The sequence below is a fragment of the Xanthobacter aminoxidans genome, from assembly GCF_043193615.1.
GTDB lineage: Bacteria > Pseudomonadota > Alphaproteobacteria > Rhizobiales > Xanthobacteraceae > Xanthobacter > Xanthobacter aminoxidans.
Map to the genome: position 1 here is coordinate 15,389 of NZ_JBAFUS010000007.1, position 11,784 is coordinate 27,172.

General features: G+C 69.0%; 9 protein-coding genes. 5 read left to right on the top strand and 4 right to left on the bottom strand.

Annotated elements, in window-relative coordinates; genetic code table 11:
* Positions 1 to 23 precede the first annotated feature (23 nt).
* Together odhB and lpdA are read left to right on the top strand one after the other, a co-directional pair.
* Positions 24 to 1,247, top strand: coding sequence for a 2-oxoglutarate dehydrogenase complex dihydrolipoyllysine-residue succinyltransferase (gene odhB, locus V5F74_RS23225; protein WP_394010126.1), 1,224 nt, complete (start codon positions 24 to 26; stop codon positions 1,245 to 1,247).
* Positions 1,248 to 1,420: 173 nt separating this feature from the next.
* A complete protein-coding gene (lpdA, locus tag V5F74_RS23230; RefSeq protein ID WP_029555889.1) occupies positions 1,421 to 2,824 on the top strand; it encodes a dihydrolipoyl dehydrogenase in 1,404 nt (467 codons plus the stop codon).
* Between the two features lie 194 nt (positions 2,825 to 3,018).
* Here lpdA and V5F74_RS23235 read toward each other — a convergent pair whose 3' ends face one another.
* The 3 genes from V5F74_RS23235 to V5F74_RS23245 all read right to left on the bottom strand — a co-directional run bounded on the left by V5F74_RS23235 (position 3,019) and on the right by V5F74_RS23245 (position 6,677).
* On the bottom strand, positions 3,019 to 3,156 hold the full coding sequence (locus tag V5F74_RS23235) for a hypothetical protein (protein ID WP_155982391.1): 138 nt from the start codon (positions 3,154 to 3,156) through the stop codon (positions 3,019 to 3,021).
* A 224-nt stretch (positions 3,157 to 3,380) separates the two neighbouring features.
* Positions 3,381 to 3,920, bottom strand: a complete 540-nt coding sequence (locus tag V5F74_RS23240) for a CAP domain-containing protein (protein WP_029555888.1) — start codon at positions 3,918 to 3,920, stop codon at positions 3,381 to 3,383.
* A 123-nt stretch (positions 3,921 to 4,043) separates the two neighbouring features.
* On the bottom strand, positions 4,044 to 6,677 hold the full coding sequence (locus tag V5F74_RS23245; protein ID WP_394010127.1) for a DUF3772 domain-containing protein: 2,634 nt from the start codon (positions 6,675 to 6,677) through the stop codon (positions 4,044 to 4,046).
* Between the two features lie 162 nt (positions 6,678 to 6,839).
* On the opposite strand from V5F74_RS23245, the gene dapE reads away from it, so the two are divergent.
* Together dapE and V5F74_RS23255 are read left to right on the top strand one after the other, a co-directional pair.
* The gene (dapE, locus tag V5F74_RS23250) at positions 6,840 to 8,021 is read left to right on the top strand and encodes a succinyl-diaminopimelate desuccinylase (RefSeq protein ID WP_394010128.1); all 1,182 of its coding nucleotides are present in this window, start codon (positions 6,840 to 6,842) and stop codon (positions 8,019 to 8,021) included.
* Positions 8,022 to 8,033: 12 nt separating this feature from the next.
* Positions 8,034 to 8,804 carry an alpha/beta hydrolase gene (locus tag V5F74_RS23255; RefSeq protein ID WP_394010129.1) on the top strand — a complete coding sequence of 257 codons (771 nt, stop codon included), beginning with the start codon at positions 8,034 to 8,036 and terminating at the stop codon, positions 8,802 to 8,804.
* 197 nt (positions 8,805 to 9,001) lie between these two features.
* Here the strand turns inward: V5F74_RS23255 and V5F74_RS23260 are convergent, their stop codons facing one another.
* Positions 9,002 to 10,327 carry a lytic murein transglycosylase gene (locus V5F74_RS23260; RefSeq protein WP_250168692.1) on the bottom strand — a complete coding sequence of 442 codons (1,326 nt, stop codon included), beginning with the start codon at positions 10,325 to 10,327 and terminating at the stop codon, positions 9,002 to 9,004.
* Positions 10,328 to 10,623: 296 nt separating this feature from the next.
* Between V5F74_RS23260 and galU the strand changes: the two genes are divergently transcribed.
* The gene (gene galU, locus V5F74_RS23265; protein ID WP_374253044.1) at positions 10,624 to 11,523 is read left to right on the top strand and encodes a UTP--glucose-1-phosphate uridylyltransferase GalU; all 900 of its coding nucleotides are present in this window, start codon (positions 10,624 to 10,626) and stop codon (positions 11,521 to 11,523) included.
* The last annotated feature ends 261 nt before the right edge of the window (positions 11,524 to 11,784 follow it).

Here is an 11,784-nt window from a genome sequence, read left to right on the forward strand (position 1 = left end):
GGCCCCCTCAAGGGGCGAACACAATGACCGAGATCCGCGTGCCCACCCTGGGCGAGTCCGTTACCGAGGCGACCATCGGCAAGTGGTTCAAGAAGCCCGGCGAGGCCGTCAAGGCCGATGAGCCGCTGGTGGAGCTCGAGACCGACAAGGTGACCGTCGAGGTGCCGGCTCCGGCCTCGGGCGTCCTCTCCGAGATCATCGCCAAGGACGGCGAGACCGTCGGTGTTGGCGCGCTGCTCGGCAATATCGGCGCCGGCTCGGGCGCCGAGGCCGCTCCGGCCGCTGCCGCCGCAGCTCCCGCTCCCGCCGCTGCACCCGCGCCGGCTCCTGCCGCCGCTCCCGCCGCCGCTGTTGCGGCCGGCAGCAACGGCCCGGCCGTTGGCCGCATCGCCGCCGAGACCGGCGTGAACCCGGCCGACGTCTCCGGCTCCGGCAAGGACGGCCGCGTCACCAAGGGCGACATGCTGGCGGCCATCGCCGCCGGCGCGTCGGCCGCCGCTGCGCCCGCCCCGGTTGCGGTGCGCGCCCCCTCCGCGCCGACCGACGCCGCCCGCGAGGAGCGGGTGAAGATGACCAAGCTGCGCCAGACCATCGCGCGCCGCCTGAAGGACGCCCAGAACACCGCCGCCATGCTCACCACGTTCAACGACGTGGACATGACCGCGGTGATGAGCCTGCGCAGCCAGTTCAAGGATGCGTTCGAGAAGAAGCACGGCACCAAGCTCGGCTTCATGGGCTTCTTCACCAAGGCGGTGATCGCGGCGCTGAAGGACATCCCGGCGGTGAACGCCGAGATCGACGGCCAGGACCTCGTCTACAAGAACTACTACAACATCGGTATCGCGGTGGGCACCGAGAAGGGCCTCGTGGTTCCGGTGGTGCGCGACGCGGACCTGCTCTCCGTCGCCGAGATCGAGAAGGCCATCGCTGGCTACGGCCGCAAGGCGCGTGACGGCAAGCTCGGCATCGAGGAGATGCAGGGCGGCACCTTCACCATCACCAACGGCGGCATCTACGGCTCGCTGATGTCCACCCCCATCCTCAATGCGCCGCAGTCGGGCATCCTCGGCATGCACCGCATCGAGGAGCGCCCGGTGGTGATCAAGGGGCAGATCGTGATCCGCCCGATGATGTACCTCGCCCTCTCCTACGACCACCGCATCGTCGACGGCCGCGAGGCCGTGACCTTCCTGGTGCGCGTGAAGGAGACCCTGGAAGATCCCGCGCGTCTCGTGCTGGATCTGTGAGGATGTGAGGGGAGCCCTAAGGGCTCCCCTTTGCCTTTCCGGCTTGGTGGCCGGCGAATTCCTATCGGGCTGTGGCAGCCCACATCACCTTGATCGGAGCCGGCCGCCCGGCATCGCGATGGATGCGGTCCCGGAGCGGACGACGGCGTGATCGAGGTCTGGAGACTTCATCGATGTCCTACGATCTCACCATCATCGGCACCGGCCCCGGCGGCTATGTGTGCGCCATTCGCGCGGCCCAGCTCGGCCTCAAGGTCGCGGTGGTGGAGAAGCGCGGCACCCATGGTGGCACCTGCCTGAACGTGGGCTGCATCCCCTCCAAGGCGCTGCTCTATGCCTCCGAGCTGTTCGAGGAAGCCGGCCACAAGTTCGGCGAGATGGGCATCGGAGTCCCGGCTCCCAAGCTCGATCTGCCCGCCATGCTGGCCTTCAAGGACCGCGGCGTGGACGGCAACGTGAAGGGCGTCGAGTTCCTGCTGAAGAAGAACAAGGTCGACGTCTACATGGGCGCCGGCAAGATTCTCGGCCCCGGCAAGGTGGAAGTCACCCTCAACGCCGACGGCAAGGTCGAGGTGCTGGAGACGAAGAACATCGTCATCGCCACTGGCTCCGACGTCGCCCCGCTGCCGGGCGTGACCATCGACGAGGAGCGCATCGTCTCCTCCACCGGCGCGCTGAAGCTGCCCAAGGTGCCCGGCAAGCTCGTCGTGGTGGGCGCGGGTGTCATCGGCCTGGAACTGGGCTCGGTGTGGCGCCGCCTCGGTGCGCAGGTCACCGTGGTGGAATTCCTCGACCGCATCCTGCCCGGCATGGATTCGGACGTGGCCAAGTCCTTCCAGCGTATCCTCGACAAGCAGGGCTTCACCTTCAAGCTCGGCACCAAGGTCACGGGCGTCGACACCAAGGGCAAGACGCTCAAGGTCTCGGTGGAGCCCGCCGCCGGCGGCGCCGCCGAGGTGCTGGAGGCGGACGTGGTGCTGGTCGCCATCGGCCGCATCCCCTTCACCGCCGGCCTCGGGTTGGAGGAGGCGGGTGTTGCCAAGGATGCGCGCGGCCGCGTGGTCACCGACCATCACTTCGCCACCAACGTGCCCGGCATCTACGCCATCGGCGACGTGATCGTCGGCCCCATGCTCGCCCACAAGGCCGAGGACGAGGGCGTGGCGCTGGCGGAGCAGCTGGCCGGCAAGGCGGGCCACGTGAACTATGACGTGATCCCCGGCGTGGTCTACACCTTCCCGGAGGTCGCTTCCGTCGGCAAGACCGAGGACGATCTGAAGGCCGCGGGCGTCGCCTACAAGGTCGGCAAGTTCCCCTTCACCGCCAACGGCCGCACCAAGGTGAACAACACCACGGACGGCTTCGTGAAGATCATCGCCGACGCCGCCACCGACAAGGTGCTGGGCGCCCACATCATCGGCCCCGAGGCTGGCGAGATGATCCACGAATGCGCGGTGCTGATGGAGTTCGGCGGCTCGTCGGAAGACCTCGCCCGCACCTGCCACGCCCATCCCACCCGCTCGGAAGCGGTGAAGGAAGCGGCCATGGCCGTGGAGAAGCGCGCCATCCACATGTGAGGGCGCGGCGGGCCCGTGAGCTTGCCTCAGGGGGCCCGCGATCAGCCCGCGCGGCGCTTGAGCGTGGCAAGGAGCATAAAAGGCCGGCGGGGCATCCCGCCGGCCTTTTGCGTTCCGTGCATAAAAAAGCCCCGGCCCGAGGGCCGGGGAACGGAGGTTCCTTCCGGGAGGAAGCCGAGGCGCGCGCGCCGAAATCAGCCGCCCTTCTGGGTCACCGGATTGCTGGCGGTGGTGGTGGTGTCGCCGATGGAGGCGTTGGTCATGCCCGGGCACGCGAGCGCCGGGCCGGCGAGGACGCTCAGGGCGCACACGACGAAAGCGATCCGCTTCATCTTCCTCTCCTGCCTGTCACGTATCAACGCGCTGATTAGGCCAGAGAAAGGCCCGGCGGGAAAGCCCTCCGCCCGTACCGCACGATCACGAACATGCGCAGCTTGGCTGTCATGCCATCCGCCTCGGCCTTCGACCGAGGCCGTGCGGGCCGCGCTCAGGCGCCGCGCGGGCTTTGACCGAAGGCCCATGAGTCAAGCGCACGGGCCTTCAGGGCAATAATCCCTCAGCGCGAGGCGTCGTCCGGCTGGGCGAGGATCAGCGCCCAATAGACCTTGTACTTGGAATTGGGGGCGTTGGCCGTGGCGATGCCCATGCGGGTCACGCCCGGCTCCAGCATGTTCTTGTTGTGCGAGGGGGAATCGCGCCAGCCGGAGAAGGCCTCGGCCAAGGTGTGGTAGCCGGCGCCCACATTCTCCACCGCCCGCTTCGCGTCATAGCCCGAGGCCTTGATGCGGGTGATGAAATTGCGCCCGCCCACTTCGTGGGAGAGGTTGTCCGCCTTGGCCATGGCGTTGGCCTGGTCCTGGGCGAGGCGGCTCAGCGTGTCGTCGATGGTCACCGCCGGCAGGCCGCGCGCGGTCCGGTAGTCGGAGAGGAGGGAGGCCGCGGCGGCGGCGTCCACCGGCTTACCGGTCTTGGCGAGGTTGATGTAGAAGGCCGGCTGGGTGTCGATCTGCTCGGTGGTGGCGCAGCCGGCGAGGACGGCGAGAAGCGCAAGGCCGGCACCGGCGAGGAGGGAGCGGCGGAGAATCTGTTCGCGCATGTCTCGGCTTCCGGCTGGCCTTTTCGGGCGGGCTTTCGGGGGGCGGGCCCCCGGCATTCCCCCTGTCTTGTGCGCCGGGAGGGTTGAGGAAGCGTTAGCGCGCCCGGCCCTCCCGGCCCCGGCCTATTGCAGCGGATCGGGCGGCGACGGCGGCGGGGGCACCATGTCGCGGGGGGCGCGGGCCAGCGCCGCCCAGGGCTGGGCCACCATGCCCACATGCGCCTTGCGGAAGCGCGAGAGCACCTGGAAGTGCAGGTCGCTCTTCACGGTCAACGCATAGTCCACGTTGGCCACCACGCAGCGCAGCTCGAACACGATGCCGGCGTCGGCGAACTTCATCAGGAACACGCGCGGCGGCGGCGTCTGGAGCACCTGCGGATGGTCGCAGGCGCAGCCGACCAGGATGTCGCGCACCTCCTCCGGGTCGCTGTCATAGGAGACGGTGACGGCGACGATGATGCGGCCGGTGGTGTTGGAGTGCGTCCAGTTCTTCACCATGCCGGTGATGAGGTCGGCATTGGGGACGATCACCGTGGCGCGCTCGAAGGTCTCGATCTCGGTGGAACGCACCGAGATGCGTCGCACATAGCCTTCCTCGCCCTTCACGTTGATGGTGTCGCCCACCCGGATCGGCCGCTCGGCGAGCAGGATCAGGCCGGAGACGAAGTTCGACACCACCGACTGAAGGCCGAAACCGATACCGACCGAGAGGGCACCGGCGACCAGCGCGATGTTCTCGAGGTTCAGCCCCAGCTGCCCCATGGCGACCATCACGGCGATGATGGTGCCTACATAGCCGACGATGGTGGAGATGGAGGATTGCAGCGAGGGCTCAAGCCCCGTGCGGGGCAGGAGGGCGCTCGACACCCATTTCTGCAGGCCGCGCGCCGCCGCGAGGCTGACGAGCAGCAGCAGCACGGCATAGACCACGCTCCACAGCGTGATGGTGGCGTTGCCGATGCGCACGCCGAAGGAGACGCGCTCCACCGTCTCCATCATGTCGGCGGTGGAGGTGCCCCAGCTGCCGACGATGAGGAAGGCGGCGACGACAAAGAGCTGGAGCTTGAGCAGGCCGGAGGCGATGACGCCGATCAGCTCCACCCGCTCCGGCTTCAGGCCCAGCATGCTGGAGATCATCCGCGCGCGATGGGTCTCGGCCGAAAGTCCCTCGCCGAAGAAGGCATCGATGAGGGCGTAGAGCAGATAGAGCACGCCGAGCACGGCGGCGGCGATGACCATGCGCGCGGCGACGAAGGCCGCGAAGCTGATGTAGCCGGCCACCAGCGCCCCGATGAGCGCGAACACCGCCACCCACACGAACAGGCGGATGTAGCGCGGCGGTGCCGGTGCCGGGCCGGTGGCGGCGATGGCCGCGGCGTCGGTGGTCGCCGAGTCCTTCGTCGTATCCGCATCGGCCTCCGCGCGGGCGGCGCCGACGAGGAAGCGCGAGATGAAGCCGGCGATGAGCAGCGACATGATCGCGCTCGTCACCACCGTCAGTCCCACGGGCGCGAACAGCACCCGGTGCAGGGCGTTGAGCGCGGCCGCGATGGCCAGCGTCCACACGGTGAAGGAGAAATAGCGGAAGGTGAGGGCGGCAGCGCCGTCCGAGAGCGGCGGCAGGCGGCGCCATGGCTCGTTCGGCGCCAGGAAGGCGCGGCCCACGGCGTTGCCGATGGCCTTGATGAAGATGGCGATGAGGATGCCCTGCACCAGCTCCTCGGCGCGGGGCGGAATGATCTCGAAGGCGCCGATGAAGGCGATGGCGGCCATGGCTGCGGCCGGCGCGACCGTGGCGTTCAGGAACAGCACCTTCATCGCCTCGCGCGCCGCGCGCAGGCGGGTGAAGCTCTCGCCCTCGGCCGGCGCGGGGGTGCGCAGGCGCTTGCGCAGCAGGCGTCCGCCCGCCACCACGGCCGCCATGATGGCGAGGCCGCCGATGACGATGCCGATGACGGCCAGCGGCGACAGGCGCCGCACCGAATAGGCGCGCCAGTCGTTGCCGAAGTAGCGCAGCGCGCGGAACTCGGAATTCAGCGCGTTGAAGGCGTTGGTCCACAGGTCGGGGTCGAGGACCGAATCCACCCGCTCGAACAGCTGGCCGGTGAACAAGGCGCGGCGGCGCGAGCTGATGCGGTCGGAAATCTGGTCGCCGCGCAGCACCAGCGCGCGGTTCTGCTTCAGGACGGCGCCGAGTTCGGCGGAGATCTTGGTGAGCCGCTCGCGGTCGGCGGCGACGGTCGGCTCCTCGGTGGCGCCTTCGGCGGGCTTGGGGCCGAGGCCGCTGAGGCGGCTCTCCGCATCGGCGACGCGGGGAGCGATCTGGTCGGAGACGGCGGCGAGGTCCTTGCGGGCCGGATCGAGGCGCTGGCGCAGTTCATCGAGGTCGCCGGGGCGCAGGCCTTCCACCGCGAGGGCGGCGTCGATGGAATCGAGGGCGGAGCGGGCCGCCTCCATCTTCTCGCGGGCGGCGACGATGGTCGGATCGGGCGGCACCGGCGCGGGCTTGGCCACCGGCTGCGTCGGCGTGGCATCGCCGGCGGCGGGCGCGGGGGTGCCGGCTGCGGCGGGGGGCGCGGCGGCAGCATTGGGCGCGGCGGCGGCGGGCGCAGCCTGTCCGTGGCCCTGTGTCTGGCCCTGTCCCTGCTGTTGTCCCTGCGCCGGCGGGCTGGCGGCCTGCTGGGCGCCGGCCTGGGCCAGGGGGAAAACCGACAGGGCGAGCGCGACCAGAAAGGCCGCGGACGTCTTCACCTTCATATTGAACCTCCGCGGCGGCGTTCCTGTCGCCCGAAGGCGGCAGCCTCGTGGCGGATGGGGGATAAAGGCGTAAAGGTCGCCCCAAACCGCGACAAAAGCGCTGGAAAGACCCGCACCTTTGCCGCTATCTCGTCATCCCCCGGTAGCGATGAGGCTTTCCTGATGACCGCCGATGCTTCCGTCAAGCCCGAGCTGCGGGCAAACGTCCCCGATGCGCTGACGCTGGCGACCGAACTGATCCGGGCGCCGTCCGTCACCCCCGATTCGGGCGGCGCGCTGGAAATCGTCGCCCGCCGTCTGGAGGCCTTCGGGTACCATGTGGAGCGCCTGACCTTCGACAGCGGCGGCATCCCCATCCCCAACATCTACGCCCGCATCGGCACCGGCTCGCCCAACCTCTGCTTCGCCGGCCATGTGGACGTGGTGCCCGAGGGCGATCCCGCCCACTGGCTGCATGGGCCGTTCGCCGGCACCGTGGAGGATGGCAAGCTCTTCGGCCGCGGCGCGGTGGACATGAAGGGGGCGGTGGCCGCCTTCCTCGCCGCCGCGCTCAGCCATGGCCGGCCGGAGACCGGCAGCCTCTCCTTCCTCATCACCGGCGACGAGGAAGGCCCGGCCCTCGACGGCACGGTGAAGGTGGTGGAGTGGCTGAAGGAGAGGGGCGAGGTCATCGACCACTGCGTCCTCGGCGAGCCCACCAACCCCAACGCCATGGGCGATGCCTTCAAGGTGGGCCGGCGCGGCAGCCTCTCCGGCATCCTCACGGTGAAGGGGGTGCAGGGGCACGTCGCCTATCCGCACCTCGCCGACAATCCCATTCCGCGCCTCCTGAAGCTGGTGGGCGAGCTGACGTCGGCGCCCCTCGACCACGGCTCGGACTTCTTCCCGCCCTCCAATCTGGAGGTGGTCTCCATCGATGTGGGCAATCCGGTGTTCAACCTGATTCCGGCCGAGGCCACCGCCCGCTTCAACGTGCGCTTCAACGACCTCTATTCGCTGGAGACGCTGAAGTCCGAGATCATCCGCCGGATCGACGGCGCCGGCCTTACCTACGATCTCGCCTTCCAGCCCGGCGCCAGCCAGAGCTTCCTCACCGCCCCCGGACCCTTCGTGGAGCTGGTGGCGGATGCGGTGGAGGCGGAGACCGGCCGGCGGCCGGAGGCCTCCACCTCCGGTGGTACCTCGGATGCGCGCTTCATCAAGGACATCTGCCCGGTGGTGGAGTTTGGCCTCGTCGGCCAGACCATGCACAAGGTGGACGAGGCGACGCCCGTCGCCGACCTCGAGGTGCTGACCCGCATCTATTCCCGCATCATCGCGCGCTATTTCGCCACCTTCGGCTGAGCGGACGCCCCCATGACCGAGACCATTCCCGGCGAAACCGCCTCCACCCTCGACGTGGATGGCCGCGCCATCGCCATCCGCGCCATCCCCGGCGCGGCGCCCGGCCTGTTCTGGCTCGGCGGCTTCAAGTCCGACATGACCGGCACCAAGGCCGAGCACCTCGCCCGCTGGGCGCAGGCGCGGGGGCAGGCCAATGTACGGTTCGACTATTCCGGCCATGGCGCATCGGGCGGGGCGTTCGAGGAGAGCACCGTCTCGCGCTGGCTCAACGAGGCGCTGGCGGTGTTCGACCACGCCACCTCCGGCGAACAGGTGGTCATCGGCTCGTCCATGGGCGGCTGGATCGCGCTGCTGCTGGCCCGCGCCCTCGCGGCGCGGGGGGAGAAAAGGCTGAAGGGGCTGGTGCTGGTGGCGCCGGCGCCGGACTTCACCGAGGCCCTCATGTGGGACAAGTTCCCGCCCCCGGTGCGCGAGCTGATCGAGACCTCCGGGCGCTTCCTCAAGCCGACGCTCTATGGCGAGGAGCCCTATGTCATCACCCGCGAGCTGATCGAGGACGGGCGCCGCCATCTGCTGCTCGGCGCGCCGTTCGCGGTGGGCTGCCCGGTGCGCATCCTTCAGGGCGCGCGGGACGAGGACGTGCCGTGGGAACACGCCATGCGCCTCGTGAGCTGCCTCGCCGAGGACGACGTGGTGTTCTCCCTCATCAAGGACGGCGACCACCGCCTGTCCCGCCCGGAGGATCTGGAGCGGCTGACGGAGGCGGTGGAGGGGCTGGTGTGAGAGGGGCGTCTCTGCCGGTCGAGGCGTGCGGGGACACGCGATACGAGAACCACCGTCATGGCCGGGCTTGTCCCGGCCATCCACGTCGTTCCGCTGGTGCAAAGGTTTGGCGTCCGTGCCCGGCCTTACCACGTGGATGCCCGGGACAAGCCCGGGCATGACGAAGACGCGGTGAGACGAAGCCGGCGCCCCGCCCCTCAGCGGCGCATCTGCTGGAGCAGGACGAGGTCGGGATAGCCGTCCGGCAGCAGGCCGGCGCGGGCCTGATAGTCCTGGATGGCGACGCGGCTCTTCTGGCCGAGGATGCCGTCCACGTTGCCGATGTCGTAGCCCATCTGGGCGAGCCGGCCCTGGATTTCCTGCCGCTCGGCCTTGGAGAGGCCGCGCTCCTCCTTCGGCCAGGACTGGACGAAGGCGCCGCCGCCGCGCAGCCGGTCGGCGAGATGGCCGATGGCGAGGGCGTAGGCGTCGGCCGGGTTGTACTTCAGGATGGCGTCGAAATTCCGCATCATCAGGAAGGCGGGGCCGTTGGCGCCGCCCGGCAGCAGCAGATAGGCGGTATCGGTGGGGCGCGGGAAGGCGACGCCGTTGGCGCGGCGCACGCCGAGCGCGTTCCATTCCCCCAGCGTCTTCTTGTTGCTGCGGCTGGCGAGGCGGTAGTCGAAGCCCTGCGGCAGCGCCACCTCATAGCCCCACGCCTTGCCGAATTCCCAGCCGTCCAGCTTCAGATTGTTGGCGGTGGAGGCGATGATGTCGGGGATGGAATCCACCACGTTGCGCTTGCCGTCGCCGTCGAAGTCCACCGCGAAGCGCTGGAACGAGGTGGGCATGAACTGGGTGGGGCCGAACGCGCCCGCCCACGACCCCTTCAGGTGGTCGTAGGGCACGTCGCCCTTTTCCAGGATCTGCAGGGTGGCGATGAACTCGTCACGGAAATAGTCCTGCCGCCGGCCGATGCAGGCGAGGGTGGCGGTGGATTCCAGCACGTTGCGCCGGCCGATGCCGTCCGGGTCGCCATAGGTGGATTCGATGCCCCAGATGGCGGTCACGGCGTAGCGGTCGACGCCATAGGCCTTTTCCGCCCGGTCGAAGATGGGCTTGTAGCGCTCCAGAATCTCCCGGCCCTTCTTCACGCGCGTCTCGGTGACGAGCATGTTCACATAGGCGCCGATGGGCTTGGAGAATTCCGGCTGGCTGTCGAGATAGTCCATGATCTTCATCTGCGGTTGCAGCGAAGCGGTGTACGTCTCGAAGGTGCGGCGGGAGACGCCCTTGGACTGGGCCAGCGGCCACAGATTGGCGATGCACTGGGGGAAGTTCGCCTCGGCCTGGGCGATGGCCTGCGGCGTCATCAGCGGATGGCCGGCGCCGGCCGGCGGGGTCTGCTGGGCCGGCGGGAAGCCGAAGATGGAGCCGGTCGTCTGGGCCTGTCCAGCGGCGGGGCTGACGAGACCGGCAAACAGCGCGAGCGTCACGGCCACGCCGCTTCCGAAGGTGGTCCTTTCGCGCGTCGTCGATGCCATCTTGAAAGCCTTCCCTTTCCGGCCTGCCGCGAGGGCGCCGGGATGATCGTCTGAGGCTCCTACTGGGCGGCAATATGGTTGCGTCGCGGTTAATGGATGGCAAGTTTCAGCGGCGGGTATGCCGTTGGGGCGGCATTAACCGAAGTTGGGGAACACGGCCGCGATCTCTGCCGTTGCCACTCGGCTGCCATAGGGGCAGGAAAGGTTGACAGGCGGCGGCGTGCCGCGCAGGGCGCCGTCCGCGCCGAGCTGTGCTAGACGACGGGCGTGGGTATTCAGGAGGGGCATTACTCAAGATGCGTAGACCCATTCGCAAGGCGATCCTACCCGTCGCGGGCCTCGGCACGCGCTTCCTTCCGGCGACCAAGGCGGTGCCGAAGGAGATGCTGACGGTGGTGGACCGGCCCGTCGTGCAGCACGTGGTGGACGAAGCCCGCGCCGCCGGCATCGAGCACATCGTTTTCGTCACCGGCCGCAACAAGGCGGTGATCGAGGACCATTTCGACCGCCAGTTCGAGCTGGAGCGCACGCTTCAGGAGCGCGGCAAGGTCAAGGAGCTGGAACAGCTCGACCGCGACACGCCCAAGGCCGGCACCACCTCCTTCACCCGCCAGCAGCTGCCCCTGGGCCTCGGCCATGCGGTATGGTGCGCGCGCGACATCATCGGCGACGAGCCGTTCGCGCTGCTGCTGCCGGACATGCTGCACATGCCCAAGGCCGGCAATGGCAACGGCCACGGCTGCCTCGGCTCCATGGTCGAGGCCTACAACGAGACCGGCGGCAACGTGGTGGCGGTGTACGAGGTGCCTGACGACCAGACCCACCAGTACGGCATCGTCGGCACCGGAGCCGATGCGGCGAAGGGCGCCAAGGCCATCACCCAGATGGTCGAGAAGCCCAAGGCCGGCACCGCGCCGAGCAACCTCGCCATCTCCGGCCGCTACATTCTCCAGCCCGGCATCTTCGACCTGCTCGCCAAGCAGGAGCGCGGCGCCGGTAACGAGATCCAGCTCACCGATTCCATGCTGAAGCTGAAGGAAACCGAGCCGTTCTACGCGGTGCGGTTCGACGGCGCGGTCTATGACTGCGGCTCGAAGATCGGCTTCCTCATGGCCAACGTCGCCTATGCGCTGTCCCGCCCCGACATCGAGGGCGAGTTCCGCGCCGAGCTGAAGGCGATGCTGGGCGGGAACTGAGGGGCGGCGGCTGCGTTCGCGCAACCGCCATAGCCTTCCGGCCGCATCGTGTTGAGGACTGTCGTCATGGCCGGGCTTGTCCCGGCCATCCACGTCGGGCCGAAAGAGCCTGGCGCCGCGGATTTATTCCCAGCCGATCCACGTGGATACCCGGGACAAGCCCGGGCATGACGGTGGTTCAGGCATGACCGCTGCGCGAGCGGAAGCTGTGCCCGCGCCCCCTCATCCGTCTCGCGGCTCGCGCCGCGATCCACCTTCTCC